The 14,701-nt window shown below is 62.9% G+C and carries 16 protein-coding genes and 1 pseudogene; 9 read left to right on the forward strand and 8 right to left on the reverse strand.

The window, feature by feature from the left end:
* Together RHBS_RS13770 and RHBS_RS13775 are read right to left on the reverse strand one after the other, a co-directional pair.
* Window positions 1–511, reverse strand: a 511-nt coding sequence (locus RHBS_RS13770) for an MFS transporter (RefSeq protein ID WP_128645821.1), incomplete at its 3' end; no start/stop codon positions are given.
* Between the two features lie 49 nt (window positions 512–560).
* Window positions 561–1,580 carry an NADP-dependent oxidoreductase gene (locus RHBS_RS13775; protein WP_116918058.1) on the reverse strand — a complete coding sequence of 340 codons (1,020 nt, stop codon included), beginning with the start codon at window positions 1,578–1,580 and terminating at the stop codon, window positions 561–563.
* Between the two features lie 132 nt (window positions 1,581–1,712).
* On the opposite strand from RHBS_RS13775, the gene RHBS_RS32265 reads away from it, so the two are divergent.
* Both RHBS_RS32265 and RHBS_RS13785 read left to right on the forward strand, forming a co-directional pair.
* A complete protein-coding gene (locus RHBS_RS32265; protein WP_374700599.1) occupies window positions 1,713–1,964 on the forward strand; it encodes an HTH domain-containing protein in 252 nt (83 codons plus the stop codon).
* Entirely contained in the window at window positions 1,891–2,661 is a 771-nt protein-coding gene (locus RHBS_RS13785; RefSeq protein ID WP_128645823.1) for a YafY family protein, read from the forward strand. The genes RHBS_RS32265 and RHBS_RS13785 overlap by 74 nt, the downstream gene beginning before the upstream one ends.
* A 196-nt stretch (window positions 2,662–2,857) precedes the next feature.
* On the opposite strand, the gene RHBS_RS13790 is transcribed toward RHBS_RS13785, so the two are convergent.
* The gene (locus RHBS_RS13790) at window positions 2,858–4,129 is read right to left on the reverse strand and encodes a hypothetical protein (protein WP_128645824.1); all 1,272 of its coding nucleotides are present in this window, start codon (window positions 4,127–4,129) and stop codon (window positions 2,858–2,860) included.
* Window positions 4,130–4,163: 34 nt separating this feature from the next.
* Window positions 4,164–4,832 carry a helix-turn-helix domain-containing protein gene (locus RHBS_RS13795; protein ID WP_128645825.1) on the reverse strand — a complete coding sequence of 223 codons (669 nt, stop codon included), beginning with the start codon at window positions 4,830–4,832 and terminating at the stop codon, window positions 4,164–4,166.
* 104 nt (window positions 4,833–4,936) lie between these two features.
* Here RHBS_RS13795 and RHBS_RS13800 point away from each other — a divergent pair, with 104 nt between their 5' ends.
* From RHBS_RS13800 to RHBS_RS13810, 3 genes are read left to right on the forward strand one after another with little or no spacing between them, the layout of a single operon-like run.
* A complete protein-coding gene (locus RHBS_RS13800; protein WP_128645826.1) occupies window positions 4,937–5,422 on the forward strand; it encodes a nuclear transport factor 2 family protein in 486 nt (161 codons plus the stop codon).
* Window positions 5,419–6,318: an SDR family oxidoreductase gene (locus RHBS_RS13805; protein WP_187298487.1), complete on the forward strand. Its 900-nt coding sequence runs from the start codon at window positions 5,419–5,421 to the stop codon at window positions 6,316–6,318. The genes RHBS_RS13800 and RHBS_RS13805 overlap by 4 nt, the downstream gene beginning before the upstream one ends.
* Window positions 6,319–6,374: 56 nt before the next feature.
* Complete coding sequence (locus RHBS_RS13810; RefSeq protein ID WP_128645828.1) at window positions 6,375–6,857, forward strand: nuclear transport factor 2 family protein; 483 nt, start codon at window positions 6,375–6,377, stop codon at window positions 6,855–6,857.
* 151 nt (window positions 6,858–7,008) lie between these two features.
* Here the strand turns inward: RHBS_RS13810 and RHBS_RS13815 are convergent, their stop codons facing one another.
* Together RHBS_RS13815 and RHBS_RS13820 are read right to left on the reverse strand one after the other, a co-directional pair.
* Window positions 7,009–7,329 carry a DUF6461 domain-containing protein gene (locus RHBS_RS13815; protein ID WP_128645829.1) on the reverse strand — a complete coding sequence of 107 codons (321 nt, stop codon included), beginning with the start codon at window positions 7,327–7,329 and terminating at the stop codon, window positions 7,009–7,011.
* Window positions 7,326–7,727, reverse strand: a complete 402-nt coding sequence (locus RHBS_RS13820; RefSeq protein WP_128645830.1) for a DUF6461 domain-containing protein — start codon at window positions 7,725–7,727, stop codon at window positions 7,326–7,328. The genes RHBS_RS13815 and RHBS_RS13820 overlap by 4 nt, the downstream gene beginning before the upstream one ends.
* A gap of 163 nt (window positions 7,728–7,890) precedes the next feature.
* Here RHBS_RS13820 and RHBS_RS13825 point away from each other — a divergent pair, with 163 nt between their 5' ends.
* The 3 genes from RHBS_RS13825 (at window position 7,891) to RHBS_RS13835 (ending at window position 10,500) form a co-directional block, all read left to right on the forward strand.
* The gene (locus tag RHBS_RS13825; protein ID WP_128645831.1) at window positions 7,891–8,592 is read left to right on the forward strand and encodes a hypothetical protein; all 702 of its coding nucleotides are present in this window, start codon (window positions 7,891–7,893) and stop codon (window positions 8,590–8,592) included.
* A gap of 838 nt (window positions 8,593–9,430) precedes the next feature.
* Window positions 9,431–10,318 carry a helix-turn-helix domain-containing protein gene (locus tag RHBS_RS13830; RefSeq protein WP_128645832.1) on the forward strand — a complete coding sequence of 296 codons (888 nt, stop codon included), beginning with the start codon at window positions 9,431–9,433 and terminating at the stop codon, window positions 10,316–10,318.
* A complete protein-coding gene (locus RHBS_RS13835; protein ID WP_128645833.1) occupies window positions 10,315–10,500 on the forward strand; it encodes a hypothetical protein in 186 nt (61 codons plus the stop codon). Before RHBS_RS13830 ends, RHBS_RS13835 begins: the two co-directional genes overlap by 4 nt.
* A gap of 95 nt (window positions 10,501–10,595) precedes the next feature.
* Here RHBS_RS13835 and RHBS_RS13840 read toward each other — a convergent pair whose 3' ends face one another.
* Together RHBS_RS13840 and RHBS_RS29015 are read right to left on the reverse strand one after the other, a co-directional pair.
* Window positions 10,596–11,621, reverse strand: a complete 1,026-nt coding sequence (locus tag RHBS_RS13840) for a DUF4238 domain-containing protein (RefSeq protein WP_187298488.1) — start codon at window positions 11,619–11,621, stop codon at window positions 10,596–10,598.
* A 369-nt stretch (window positions 11,622–11,990) separates the two neighbouring features.
* The gene (locus RHBS_RS29015; RefSeq protein WP_187298489.1) at window positions 11,991–12,131 is read right to left on the reverse strand and encodes a hypothetical protein; all 141 of its coding nucleotides are present in this window, start codon (window positions 12,129–12,131) and stop codon (window positions 11,991–11,993) included.
* A 171-nt stretch (window positions 12,132–12,302) separates the two neighbouring features.
* On the opposite strand from RHBS_RS29015, the pseudogene RHBS_RS13845 reads away from it, so the two are divergent.
* Window positions 12,303–13,497: pseudogene (locus RHBS_RS13845) on the forward strand (Cmx/CmrA family chloramphenicol efflux MFS transporter).
* The last annotated feature ends 1,204 nt before the right edge of the window (window positions 13,498–14,701 follow it).

The raw sequence follows: 14,701 nt of genomic DNA on the forward strand, positions 1-14,701 counted from the left end.
TCGGTCGGACCGAACCGATAGTCAAAACCAGCAAGATAAGTGCGACGCCGACGGGCACGTTGATCAGCAACGTCCAACGCCAATCGGTCAGGTCGACGATGATCCCGCCCCCGAGGACCCCGATAGCCCCGCCGCTGCCCGCTGCGGCCGCCCACCAGCCGAACGCCTTCGCCCGTTCCGGACCGGGGTCGAAGGTACGCGACAACAGCGCCAGACATGACGTACTCATCAGCGCTGCCCCGACACCTTGGGCCGCACGACCGACGATCAGCAGTTCGCTTGTCGGCGCTACGCCCGCCGCAAGGCTCGCGACCGTGAAAACCCCCACCCCCGCAACGAGAACTTCCCGCGAACCGTGGCGGTCCGAGAGTCGTCCGCAGAGCAACAGGAGTCCGGCAATCGGGATCGCAAACGCGTTGACCACCCACGGCAACGTGACGTCGGAGAACCCGAGATCGGCTTTCAGGTCCGGCAGGGCCACCGACAGAATCGAGCTGTCAAGCGTGACCATGAGCTGGGCAACGCAGCAAGCGACAAGCGTGGCGTGACGGCGCGGCACTTCAGCGACCCAGCTTCACGATCAGGTTGCCGCGGTGCGCGCCGGCCAACAGCTCATCGAGCGCCGAGACGGTGCGATCGAGGGTCCCCTCGAGCTGGGTATGGGGGAAAGTGAGCGTCCCATCGGCGAGCCACGGGATGTAGTGGCTGAACCAGGCTTGGACCTGCTCGGGCGTGTGCATCGTGGTGAAAGGCCGGATCTGGATCTCGCGGACGATTGCGGTCATGATGTCGAGCCGCGGGTGGCCACCATCGCCGCCGCCCACCTGCCCGGCGATAGCGCCGCAGAGCGCGAACCGTGCCCCAAAGGCCGCGTGCTGCACGGCAGTCTCGAACTGGGTCCCGCCGATCGTGTCGAAGAAGACCGAGATCCCCTCGGGAGCTAGCTCCCCCAGTCGAGCGTGGAGGTCCTCGTTCTTGTAGTCGACGGCCGCATCGAAGCCGAGCTCCTCGACGACGTAGCGGCACTTGTCGGGTCCGCCGGCCACCCCGATGACCGTCGCGGCACCGCGAGCTTTTGCGATCTGTCCAGCGACAGACCCCACTCCCCCGGCTGCACCGCTGACGACGACGATGTCGCCCTCACCGACCGCAGCTATGTCGACCATGCCGTGAAAGGACGTCACTCCCTGGTTGAGCAGGTACTCCGGTCCGGGGAAGGCCCCTTCCGGGATCGCGAAAACATCACCGGCCTTGATGACCGTGAGGTCCCTCCACCCCTGGCTGTGATAGACCAGCGCACCCACAGCAACGAGGTCGGCTCGCGACTCCACGACCCGGCCGACGGCTGAGCCGTAGAGCGGCTGGTCGATACCGAAAGCCGGTAGCGGAAGACCGGGATCGGCAAACATGAGGTCGGCGTTGACGGCGACGATCTGCTGAAACAGGTTCTCCACCAACACCTCACCCTCACCCAGCTCTCGCACACGCGCGGGGCGCACCTCCAGCAATGAGGACGGCGGCTGGCTGACATCAGTGCGATGCGCACGCAGGACGACCTCGGTTGGGTTGGCGACGGTCATGGCGGACTCCTCGGGTCTCGGCGACGAGCTCCCAGGTCGGAAGCTCAACTCGACCGTAGGAACACAAGAGGACACGGACTGTCCTCTCCGGGAGCCAAGATGGGTCACATGTCCGACACAGCCTCGCGCACCATGGAGCTTCTCAGCCGCCTCCAAGGCCACCAGCCCCGCACCGCCGAGCGGCTCGCGGCCGACATGGGAGTCACGACACGCACAGTGCGTCGCGACATCGCCCGCCTCCGCGACCTCGGCTACCCCCGTCGACACCCTTCGCGGCCCCGACGGCGGCTACCGACTCGAGCCCGGCGCCGTGCTCCCGCCGATCTTCCTCACCCTCGACGAGGCCATCGCCACTTCACTTGCCTTGCAGGACAACGACGATGACAATGAGGACGACCTGCGACGCAGCAGCCTGACCAAGATCCACGCTTCGGTGCCCGCCCGCATCCGCTGGCTCACCCAGGCCGTCGCGGCCGCCACCCACACACTAGTGGTCGACCGTGTCCTCAGGACCGACGCACACCCGGTTCCCGTCGCCATCCTGGGCGAACTCGCCAACGCCTGCACCCGGCGGGTACGCATCGAGATCGACTACACCGACTACCACGGGACCACCACCGTCCGACGCGTCGAGCCCGACCGGATCGTGCACGCCACCCGTCGCTGGTACCTCGTCGGCTACGACCTCGACCGAGCCGATTGGCGAACCTTCCGCATCGACCGCATCGCGACCCTCCGCACGAACGGGACCGGCTCGACACCACGCCCGCTCCCGGATCCGGACATGGACCAATGGGTCACCGAGCAGCTGGCCGCCGGGTGGCAACAAGTGCGCGCCACCGTCCGCGCCCACGCACCCGCCGAGGCAGTTCAGCACTGGATAGCACCCGCCTGGGGCACGGTCACCCCCGAGACCAGCTCAACCAGCCTGCTCTACGTCGGAGCCGACACTCACGACGCGATCGCCCGGTGGCTACTCCTCCTGGACACCGACATCACCGTGATCGAGCCACCAGAACTTGCCGACTCGTTCCACACCCTCGCCACCCGCGCATTCCGCGCAGCCACCCGCGACGCCTGACCATCACCCCCGCGCGGATGGGTCTCACCCTAATCTCAAACCCTGGCCGCTTGAATGGCTCTAGGGTTTCCAACCGCGGCACTGCTGACTACCGGCAAAGCAATTCCTCAGCAGGCCGCTGCCAACCGCACAAGCAGGGCCGTCCGAAGCTGCCGAGTAACGGGGCGGAGCAAGGCTTCGAGTCATCCTGGAGGCGTCATTCATCCGAAATTACGAAGCGTTCCCTCAATGTCGCGATGAATCCTTCGTATCCGTCCATACCGAATGTGTCCAGGCCCCACATGTAGGTCTCCAGGGCGCGATGCAACAAGTCATAGGCGACCGGCTCGTAGAATCCGGCCAGGGTCTTCACGGCCTCGTATTGCTGTAGCGACTCAAGCCTGGACGGTACGCCGGGAACGATCCGTTTCGGGATGGCCGGATCCCACTTCACACGTTCGGCCAGATCGAAATAGTCCTCGTCGAGGCGGCGCTGCGCAATCGCACGATTTGCCCACTCGTTGACCCAAGGGTAGTTGTCGAGCCCGCTGACCGCGAAACATGTTCTGATACAGAATGTCTTGAACTCGTCCAGCGTCTCGTCGTCCTGCTGTGCGAGCCAGTCGACCAGAGGTCGGTCGAGGAAGGCCAGCGCCTTCGCATACGTTTGGCCGGTGAGCTTGCCCTCGAGCGGCCGACCACCATAAGCCAGCTTCAGCGCCCTAACAGCGCGGCCGAGATCTGACTCGGGGTCGACCTTTCGAGTGACACCGTTCTCGTCGCGGACGTAGATCATCGTCCTGTCCGGCCACAGTTCCGTGTCATTCGACGGTTCGTCGGACCACGCCCTGTCCGTCTTCTTCAGCGTTGTCACCACAGGTGGCTCGGCGAGGTCATCGCGGCGTGTGGGCCAGAATTGGAACAGGTAATCCTCGACCGGCTCAGTCACCTCCTGCGAGGTCGACGTGTCGCGGCCACGTGCATGGGCGCGAACACGGTAGGCCCCAGCGGGGATCTGCCCCAAGCCTTCCGAAGGACGCCCATCCAGTGAACGCACTTCGATCGCGGCCGACGCGGCGATGACCGATTCTTCGACCACCTCCCACTCGTCGTACTCGGCGGCGGGCTCTGCCTGCCGCACCTGCACAGTTACGTGAGCAGGACCGTAGGACACGCCCGTGTACGTAGCCAGAAATCCCGGACCAACTTCGATCAACGTGCCCTTCGCCTGCACATCGAGAGTGTCCGTGTCGTCGTTCGCGACAACGAATTGATCGTGATCGACCTCGACGATTCCCGAGGTTTGCAGAACAGGTTCAGTATCTCCGGCCACGGAGACGACCCTAGCGTCAGCTTCACGCATCGGCTTGCGGGATGCGGAGCAATACGACCAGTTCTGATATGCAGGGATACCAGCAAACCTCTGCATATTGTTCTGTTGCAATGCTTTTCGCCTGTAGTCGTCAAGGACGACGTCTCCGAACAGCACGAATCGTCACAGTTAACCAGGTGACGGCTATCGGTCAGTTGAGGCGATCAGCCGCGGGAGGTAGTGCTGCGACGAGAGTGTGCAACGCAGTGTCGGTTCCATCGATTGCGAGACTGCCGGTGGCCAATGCGTCAGCTGTAGCAAGGCGGCCCGCGACCACACCAGCGACGGTTCCCGAATCGCCGATGACCGCGGCGTCGGCACCACCGGGCGCGAGGCCTCGGGTCACTGTGGTCGATGTGCCGACGTGGGTGATGTGGACACTTTCCCCGTCGATCGTGAAGTCGTACACCCCACGCCCTTGCGGCTCACTGGTTGCGATGAGCCTGGCGAACACGGTCAGACTCCACTCCGGCTGAAAGCGTCGGTCCGGGGTTCGTTCCGATTCGAGCTGGTGGCGGGCTCCCCAGATTGCCAGCGGCACCAGGGCATCGGCGAGTTCCCACCCCACTGCAGTGAGTTCGTAGACCGTCGACGCGGCCGGAGGTGGAAGATCCCGCCGCGTGATCACCCCGTCTGCTTCGAGTTGTTTGACGCGCTCCGCGAGCAGGCTCGTACCGATGCCGTGCAGCGATGCCGCCAGGTCGGTGTAGCGCTTCGGCCCCGCCATCAGGTCCCGGACGATCAGCAGAGTCCATCGCTCTCCGACGGCATCCAGCGCACCGGCCAACCCGCAGAACTGTTGATAGCTGCGCCGCGTCATACATCCAGCGTACATAACCGAAGCGGTAAGAACGAATTTGGTATTGTGCACTTCTAAATCTTATGTAACAGTCGTCCACGGATCCCCTGTCGAAAGGACATCTGATGGCAACTACCGAAGCGCGGAACTTCGTCGACACTTTCATCGACTTCTGGGCTGCTCCGTCGTCCGCGAGGCTGACCGAAATCTTGCGTGACGATGTCGTCCTCATTCAGCCACTCAGCAGGCGCTTGGACGGAATCCGTTCTGCTCAATGCGAGTTCGACAGTTTATGGGGTTGGATCCCGGACCTGCGGGCCGAGGTCGTCCGCTGGCACGGGGACGCCGAGGTGGTGTTCATCGAGCTGCGATTGCATGCGACCTGGGGTGGGCAACGCATCGAGTGGCCGTGCGTGGACCGGCTGGTTTTACGCGACGGAAGAGCCGTGGAACGTCATGCTTTCTTCGACCCGCTACCGCTGGTGTTGACGCTGCTTCGACACCCGTCGGTGTGGCCGTCGTGGTGGCGATCGGGCGGGTCCCGTCCTTGGCGATACGGGCACACATCGCCGTACGCGGTCGCTCGGTCAGCGCGTGGGAGCGCATCGTGAGAGTTCTCGTTGTCGGTGCCAGCGGATACAACGGCAGCCGTATCGCGGCTCACCTACGAGAGCAGGGACATTGGGTGCGTGGGTTCGTCCGCGACCCCGCCCGCGCTCCCGCCGGATTGGACCACGTCGTTGTCGGAGACGTCGCCACCGGAGTCGGACTGTCGGAGGCGCTCACGAGTATCGATGTCGCCTACTACTTCGTGCATTCTTTGGATTCGACCGACCAGGACGATCGGGATCTCACCGCAGCCCGCCACTTCGCGCACGCCGCGAACTCGGCGGCATTGCCTCGCGGCGTTTTCTTCAGCACCCTCCCCGCCCCCAACGGTGCTCCTGCACCGCGTTACCAACGCAACCGCCTCGCCGTCGAGCAGGAACTCCTCACTGTGCTCGGGATGATCGTCGTTCGCGCCGGAATGGTCCTCGGCGATCAGTCACGAGGACTGCGGCCCTATCTGCAACTCATCCGGCGCGCTCCCCTGATCCCGATGGGCCCGTGGCGTAGACATCGCATGGCTGTCGTCGACAGCGCCACCACCACCGCATGTTTGGTCCACGCCGGCACCACCACCGAACAGATCGGCCGCACCGTCGACATCCCAGCGTCGGGCGAACCCACACATGAGCAGCTCGTGCACGTGATCATGGACGCCCTGAACGTGCACAGACCGATCGTTCGAGTCCCGTGGAGTACACCCACACTCGACGCGTTCCTCGCCTCGCGCTTCACCGATGACTCGTTTCACTTCAGCCGACATCTCGCCAGCATCAACCGATTCGACTACGTCGTCGACTCCACGCGCACAAAGCCGTTCGCGCACATCACCCCCCTCCCCCTGCAGGCTGCTCTAAAGATGGCAGTCGACAACCACCCCACCGATCAAAACAGCCGGTGATGACCACCAGCGTCGCGACCCGCAGCAGCTGAACCCCACCGAACGAAGGAACACCGATGACCAACACCGGACCGCAACCTCTCGATGGACATGCGTTCGCCGCCAACGCCGAACGCATCACAAACACCGCAGCGATTCACGAATGGACAGCCCTGTACGCCCCAGACGCCACCGCCGAATGGGTCATCGACGGAGCCCGACAACACTTAGTAGGTCGAACCGCCATTAACGCCGCAGCAACCGAACTCGCTACCCGCTGGCGAACGCAACACCTACGCGTAACGAAGACTGTGCAGTGCGCGGATGCCACCACGATCGCGCTCACCTGGACCGGGGGCTTTCACAACGAACTCAACCAAGCCGGTGACGAAATATGGACGTTCCGAGATGGACTGGTCACCCACCATACGATGCACGCCCACCTCGACGTCCGCGACCGCACCTCGATCCTCGCCCGCCTACGCCTCGCCCTAACCGCACCGCGTATCGTCCTCGCCCTCACTTGGCAACGGGCTCACAGGACAGTAACAGCGGACTGACCGTCCAAACCTGACGGTCTACGGTCTCTCACACGCAGGGGCACGGGGCAATACGACGAGTTTCGATATGCAGGGTTACCAGTGGAAGCCGGAAGCGGCTGCTAGACAACGGTTTAGAGCGGCGGAGTGAGTCCTGGCGAGTCCGGGTTCATTACGCTTCGGGAATCGGGACGTGGATGCTGAGATAAGTGGACTGGCGCAGCAAGTCGAGTGTGATCGGGATTCCGGTGAGGGCTTCAGCGAGGGCGAACGCTGCTTGATCGTGTGGGAGGTCGAGCCAGCTGTCGTCTCCATAGGCCCAGTCGTCGGGGTTGAGGGCGAAGCCGCCGATGGACTGCATCAGAGGAACCAGCACGTCGGGATGGGTACCACCGCGGCCGCTCGGCTGGAACGGTTCGAAGTCCGTTGCGACCTCGCCATTGACGTACCAGTGAAAGTTCGTGACGCCATGGCCACCCCGGTAGTGGCTCACTGCTGTCCGGCCGGCCGAGACCGGCCCCATGACCGGAGGCTGACGCCGACGTAGCCGTTGGGTTCGAACATGACCACACCGTTCTCAACCGCGAGGAGACCAACGCCGCCGGAGGCGTTGAAGATGTCCAGACCGCGGTCTTCGAGGGTCGGGTAGTCGCACTCGCCCACGATCGTGGGTGAGACGGGTAGCAGCTCGACGAGCTCGGCGATGGTGAGTTGCGGCATCAGGGTCAGGCAGTACGCGGAGAACATGTAGCCGTTGGCGTCACTGTCGTCGACCCAATCGAAGGCGTGTAGGTCCGGCGCGCCTCCCCGCAGGTGGTCGACGATGGACTGTGGGCCGGCGATCTCGGCACTGGGCTCGTGCGCGGATCCGGGTGGGTGCTGTGAGCTCACCGCGACGACGCTACGGCCAACGTCGAGACCTGGGAAGCAGCAACGTCCCGGCGCAGCCTGGCAGACACCGATCGGCGAACGGCTTGGATGCACAGCGAGCCTCAACCAGTCGCCCGACTGTGCGGAGGCTACGGCTAGCTGAGCCGGTGACTAGCTTGCGTCTATGCAGTTACCTGGTCTGGATCCTCAACAAGCACGAGCGTTCATATACGAAACGAACGCCACCCGGAATACCCTCGCTTGCGCACTGCGCCTGCTGTCGACCGATGCCCTGACCGAAAACACCCGTGACCCCATCATGGTGCTCCTGTCTGCGGGCCTCGAGCGTTTACACAAGCTCACGTTGGGAGTGATTGCGATCGATGACACGGGCCACTGGGGTAACAGCAAGTCACACGGCCACCGGGTGGAGGAAATGCACCATCGCCTGCTGGCCGACATCGACCGTCGCGCGGCGGACCGCCCCCACGTCAAAGCGCTCGTAATGGCGACGCGCTCGGATCTCGTCTTACCCGCGATAATCAACTGTGCGGACAGCTTCGCCTGGGAAGGTCGCTACTCCTACCTCGACGCCCTCGCAACCACCCAAACCCGCGCTACGAATCCCGAGACCGCCTGGCGCGCTATCGAAGACGCGGCCTCCGTGTATCGCGACGTTGCTGAACAACAGATACAGGCCGGACAGGCGCCGTCCGACAACCAGAAGTGGAGTGCTGCCAGAGTGACTCGGAACGCGGCGATCACCAGGAGTGTGACCACACTATGGGATCTCGTTGCAGCCGGAGGCGAGGACGGTCTTTACGGCGAACTCGGCCGAATTCTTAGCAGTGAGATCAACCGCCGCAACGTTGGCCGCCAGGTGTAACTTGACGCTTTACCTAGATCCGGGCAGGCGACAGCAGCGTTGAACGGGTCACCGACGTCGCTTAACTGGCTCCCCCAACAAATCCAGCACTCCAATAATTTAGAGTATGTAAGTTGATGTTTGATTCGTCTGTCTCACAACAATTTACGGTTGGCCAGCGAGGCCGACGGCCATCAACGCATTCGATCCCGTCGGCACCAACCCGGCCGCCTAGCGAGCACTGTCATGTCTGATGTTTGGAGGTGGTAACCCTCGCGGTAGTAGCACTGTTGTTGCGAGGAGGCCGCTGCGCCCGTCCATGGCGGACAGGTCGCCTATTGCGGCACTGAAGTCATCGCGCCGCCCCCCTTCCCTCCCACTGGGTCCAATCGGCAGGTGACGGGCTCGTCAGGGCTGCGGAAACGCCTCCTGAATTCGATCTGTTCGTCACGCCGCAACTACGCGACCGACCAGGACCACGTGGGGCTGCGGACGAACCACGACGGAGGACATTTTCAGGACGGATCCGCGTTGCGCGCACCCCACAGCAACCCCCGCCATGGCTTTTCCCAATCGGGCGATTTCTGCAGAATACGCACTCAGGCCAGGCAAGGCGGTTCTGGCGCGCGCCGGCAGCGAAGAAGCACTAGAAATCTGAGATTGCTGCAGAGACCACCGACCGCCACAATCAACCCCCCGAAAGAAGAAATCGGGGTGCGGCGGTTCGCAGATGTGTCGCATCGGAGTCGCAGAGATATCGCATCACGTATCGCATGCCCGTTACTGATGGAACCGCACGGCAATCGGGGCCTCGTACTTTTGAAATGACCGTTGCCGCGTTGGTGGCACCATTACCTGCATGAGTACGCAACCTGATACACCGGATGTTGACCCCGATGTCGCCGTCGAGATCTCCACGATGTCGGCGACCCAGACGCGCGAAACGATGCTCTCGTGGACACGTCGCGGGTACTCGGTCAACCGGTCCATCCTCGTCCAACAACCGGACCCGGACAAGCCCCGCGAGAGCACTGTTGGCCGTCTGACCCGAGACCGTCATCACCGCGCACTGGTGCTCTATTTGCTTGTTCTGGCGTGGTGGCCGTGGTTGCACGATCGCAAGACTCCTCTCGACTCCGAGGTGTGGATTCGGGCGCTGACCGCAGAAGGACCAGGAACCGCCAACGCCCTCACGTGGTCCGCCTCCACGCTTTCCCGCACGTGGGGGGTCCTCAAGCAATACGGACTCATCCAATCAGAGCGTGAGGGTCGACTGACGCGGGTCAAGCCTCGGCGCGAAGACGGCCTGCAGGACTACCAGTTCCCGGCCGGGGAACGGGACTGGTTCAACCGGTACTTCACACTTCCCGATGAGTTCTGGACCAGGCAATACTTCGCCACCCTCAGCCCCGCCGCCCTCGCGGTCCTGCTGATCGTGCTGAAGGAAACCATCAAGAAGCCCGACGTCGAACTCCTTCGAGAACGGATGTCGGAGTGGTACGGGATCTCGGGCAAAACGGTGACTAAGGGAATCCAAGAGCTCATCGACTGCGAACTGCTCGACCCCCGGATCGAACGAGTACCCGATGCGGCCGCGAAGTACGGGGTCACCGACCACTACTACTACGGACTCAAGGGTCCGTTCAACACCGAGGAACGGAAAGCCCGTCGCAAGACCGCCAACCGTAAGCGTCTGGCGGCCGAACGCAAAAAGGCCAAAGCGGCTGCGCCCAAGGAGAAATCATGAGTATCACTGATCGGCCGCCACGGCGCTACCTCTGGTCGAAGCATGCGTGGAAGACGGTGCGGAAGGCCATGCGGTCCACCTCGGATACCGTCCGCCTCGTGGTCATCCTCTCGATGATGATCCTGTTACCTTCCGGGGTCAGCGTGTTGACGGTGGTAGTGGTCCGGGCGGCGCTGTTCTAGGCAGGGTGCGGCAGCGTGCGTACCAGCTATTTCCGGCATTTGCTGATGGGCGATCTCCTAGGACACGGTCGCGGAGGGGCAGGTGTGCCGAAAGGTCAGGAGTGCCACCGCGGTACGGCCCACTCCGGGGGATCATGTAGACCTGCCCACCTACTCTGCGGACTAGCACCCCGCAGCATCATCACCATCGCAGCATGATCGTCGAGTTGGGACAACAAGCCGGCGTCGTAACCAACCGGAGCGCGGGGCGGCACCTGGAACTGCTCAGCAAGTTCGTCACCGGGGCGCTCGAACACCACGGCATGTGAAGCGGCAGCAATCTCCAAGTTCACTGAGTACGTCTCGCGTTCGTCGAGGACGTACCCACCGCGTGAACCCCGCCCAGGCAGCATGAACATCACCAACAGCCGCGTCGGGTTGAGCGGATACATCACCACGGAGCTAAAAGTGACACCACCAAAGCCGCGAGGAAAGTTGCCACCACCGACGAGCACCACAGGGTCATCGCAAGTGAGCAGTGGCCCATTGGTCTCAACAACGGCCCATTCACGCCGAAACAGCGAGCCTGCAACGACGTTGCGCACATCGAGAAGCATCAGATTGAGCGCTTCGCGCTTAGGGTCTTTCTCGGTCCGGTCGATCATCGCCTGAAACTCCGTGTCCGACATGCCGGGGTAGAACGGCCTCTTCGCTCGATCCAGAGCTTCGACAAGAACGAGAGCGCGCTCACGGTTGCTCGGAGTGCGCGTCATCTGAATGCCGAGGAACACCGACAGATCTCGCTTGAGATTGACGTCGGTCACAACACCGAGACCGTGTCGCTCAAGCTCCGCCAGGTGCCGTTCCGACTCCCCCTCGATTCGAGACAGGTGTTTCTCGATCCATCGCAACGGCGGGCCCATCGTGCTGTCGTCTGGTGGCAAGCTGTAGAGGTTTCTCCGCTTCCCGATCTCCTTGGAAGGCTGCGGCACCAGAGGTGGTTGCCGCCGGTCCACGACGGTCATTTGCACGAGGCCATCGACCGCCCACCGGCGTAGATACAGCTGCGGTACGTAGTGCTGGTTTTTCGTCTTCTCCAGCTCACCCAGTCGTCTGGACTCCTCGACGAAGTTCTGTGCCAACCAACGATGTTCGAACTCAAGCAAAAAACACCTGCCGCTCCTCACCTTTTGGAATTGCAGGTCTCATCAATACGACCAGTCTTGAAATGCAGGGTTACCAGTAAACCTCTGTATGTTCTGTGTGGCAACATCTTTCGATGATTCGCTGACGCCGTAACCAGTCGGCGCTTCCGATTGCCTTGTTAAGCAGGAGGTGTGTGGCCGACGCATTGTCTGTCGGCGATCGAGTGGACCGGATCGTTGCCACAAACCGAGGAACCCCCGCAGGCGCACGCCGAGGTAAAAGGCACTGGACGATGCGGGTTCTATGTCACCGGTCGGAAAACTGGGCGTCAGAAAAACTGGGCGTCACCAGTAAAGTGCGGTACATTACTGCGGCACTGCGCCTCTCATCGAGAGATGATCGAGGACCTTCAGTGACTGCCCGTGATTGCACACCGATTGGGGTTGCTCCTCGTCTCGGCCGCCACTCGACTCGGCGACGTTAAGAGTCTGTAGTGTGGTGGTCATGACGAGTCCCGAATCGGACAGAGCGGGGGCTAACGGTCACGCCGTCAGCCCCCTGAAACTCTGAGGTTCTAGCCTCCCCTCCGACGCCTACGTGTGGTGGGTGATCGAGCGACTCTCGGGTTGGCCTGGTGACGAGACGCCCTCTGTCCGTTCTCACCTCGGAGTTACTCGATGCCTTTCGCTCTCTACCTGCTTGCTCTTGCTGTTTTCGTCATGGGCACGTCGGAATTCATGCTCGCGGGCCTGGTCCCAGCGATCGCCGACAGCCTCGCCGTATCGGTCGGTTCCGCCGGCTACTCACCTCGGCTTTCGCGGTCGGGATGGTTCTCGGTGCGCCCGTCATGGCTGCGTTCGCGCGCCGGTGGCCCGCGCGCGCCACGCTCGTAGGATGCGTGGTGATCTTCGCGGTGTGCCACATCGTTGCGGCGCTCACGCCCGCCTTCTCCGTGCTGTTCGCTACTCGTGTTGTCGCTGCCGTCGCGAACGCCGGGTTCTTGGCGGTTGCGCTGAGCACCGCGACCCGTCTGGTTACACCGGATCAGAAGGGCCGCGCGTTGGCAGTGCTGCTGTCCGGCACGACGATTGCGACCGTCGCCGGTGTCCCTGCGGGAGCACTGGTCGGCACTGCACTGGTTGGCGGGCCACTTTCTGGGCAGTGGCACTGCTGTGTATACCGGCAGCAGTGGGGATCGCCATCGGCATTCATGGCAACCAGCTAACCGTGTCGGACGGGACTGACCGTGACCATTCTCTGATGACCGAGCTGGCTCAGCTTCGAGCGCCTCGCCTGCTTGTCGTGATGCTGCTCGGAGCGCTCGTCAACGGCGGAACCTTCGCCGCATTCACCTACCTCGCACCCGTCGTCACCGAGACCGCCGGCCTGAGCGCGGCGTGGGTGCCTGCGGCGCTGGTGCTGTTCGGCACAGGTTCCTTCCTCGGAGTCGTTGCGGCGGGACGTATTTCCGACACCCGCCCCCGATTGCTCCTAGGGGTCTTCGCACCCGCTCTATTCTTGGGTTGGGTTGCTCTCGCAGTGCTCGCTGCACACCCTGCGCTGCTACTGATCCTCGTGTTCACCCAAGGCATTCTTGCTTTCGCGGTGGGAAGCACGTTGATCGCGCGGGTGCTATATGTGGCGTCCTCCGCGCCGACGATGGGCGGTTCCTACGCGACAGTCGCTCTGAACATCGGTGCTGCTGCAGGACCTGCCCTCGGGGCGGCAGCACTGTCAGGTTCGGGCAACCTCGCCGCTGTGGGGGTCGCTGCAGCCCTGACCGGAACAGCACTGCTTGTACTCCTGCCCATGCTGCGGCAGATCACACCGCCGAATACGCGTGAGGTGACACCCAATCGTGAGTCGAGATGAGCGAACGATTCGGCTCATTGCGCGCATCTAGGTGGTTGGGAGGCGTTCTTTCGCCTCTCGATCAGCCTTGAGCCACTCACCATAAGAATGACGGCCGAGCGCCACCGCACCGGAGGGAATCAACACAGCTGTACCGGGCGATGGGTTGATCAGCAGGAGCGCAACTATCAGTACAGCGGAGACCACGCAATGCGTCGCGGCGACCATCATGAGTGGGTACGCCGCACGGCGTAGCCATAGTGCTCACTGGTGGACCGGCTGCACGGCCAACCGGTCGTGTACACGGGACCGGAGAGCGCGGAGTCGCCAGTCTCTCTGTGCGCCTGCCTTGAAATCAACCGATCGATCTACCGATAAACGCCCCATGTCAGGTGCACCGTCAAGATCCCTTGACTGACTTGGGGCACCGAACGTCACCGAGCCAGGCGCAATAAGGCAAGTCTTGATATGCAGGGTTGCCGGCAGGGTGAAAACTATTCTTGTGCAACGCATTCTGGATATAGTGCGGAATTCCGGCTCAGCAAGTGCGGCTACGCAGCAAGTGGGTGTCGGTCCGACGCGCGAACCTGGGCGCGTCCACGACGGTCCAGAACGTCGTGGGCCGCGGTCTGGCCGGGCTGGGAAGCGACGTACCATTGACACGGTGCCCTTGCGAGACGCCTTGCGGGGCATGTGCGGACGTATCGTGCTTCGCGGTGGCCGTCCGTCACTGTGGCCACTATCCGGGTCGCGAGGACCGAGATGCGGGTGTTCTCGGGTTGCGACGTGTTTCGACTGGCAGGGTAGAGAGTTGGTGAGGCAGGAGCAGGCGGGACTTGCGGCCCTGGTCTCCATGTCGACCCACGCATGTTGGTCATGACCCGCGCCGGCTCGATTGCGGCTTGTCGGTACAGAGAGGCCGATTGCCTCGTGCGCCGTCCGACGCAATGAACCGGGAGGTCATGCGGGTCCGGCCTCCATAACCTTCCGCGTCATCGCCAGGTCCGCTTGGGCGAGGTCATTATTTCGGTGTTCGTTCACTCCGAAGGGAAACCACGATGACCACAACCGACTCGACGTCCACGCCAGCCGTTGACTTCACCGCCGTCGTTGACAACTATCTGGACGTCTGGAACGCCGCCGACCCCGGCACGCGACTGACGCTGATGTCCAGCAGCTGGAGCGAAGACGCTTCCTACACGGACCCGCTTGCCGAGGTCTCCGG

The sequence above is a fragment of the Rhodococcus sp. BS-15 genome (genome assembly GCF_000813105.1).
GTDB lineage: Bacteria > Actinomycetota > Actinomycetes > Mycobacteriales > Mycobacteriaceae > Rhodococcoides.

Coding starts and splice junctions, on each gene's coding strand:
- RHBS_RS13775 (WP_116918058.1), bottom strand. CDS start 1,580: ATGACCGTCGCCAACCCAACCGAGGTCGTCCTGCGTGCGCATCGCACT.
- RHBS_RS32265 (WP_374700599.1), top strand. CDS start 1,713: ATGGAGCTTCTCAGCCGCCTCCAAGGCCACCAGCCCCGCACCGCCGAG.
- RHBS_RS13795 (WP_128645825.1), bottom strand. CDS start 4,832: ATGACGCGGCGCAGCTATCAACAGTTCTGCGGGTTGGCCGGTGCGCTG.
- RHBS_RS13800 (WP_128645826.1), top strand. CDS start 4,937: ATGGCAACTACCGAAGCGCGGAACTTCGTCGACACTTTCATCGACTTC.
- RHBS_RS13810 (WP_128645828.1), top strand. CDS start 6,375: ATGACCAACACCGGACCGCAACCTCTCGATGGACATGCGTTCGCCGCC.
- RHBS_RS13825 (WP_128645831.1), top strand. CDS start 7,891: ATGCAGTTACCTGGTCTGGATCCTCAACAAGCACGAGCGTTCATATAC.
- RHBS_RS13830 (WP_128645832.1), top strand. CDS start 9,431: ATGAGTACGCAACCTGATACACCGGATGTTGACCCCGATGTCGCCGTC.
- RHBS_RS13835 (WP_128645833.1), top strand. CDS start 10,315: ATGAGTATCACTGATCGGCCGCCACGGCGCTACCTCTGGTCGAAGCAT.
- RHBS_RS29015 (WP_187298489.1), bottom strand. CDS start 12,131: ATGACCACCACACTACAGACTCTTAACGTCGCCGAGTCGAGTGGCGGC.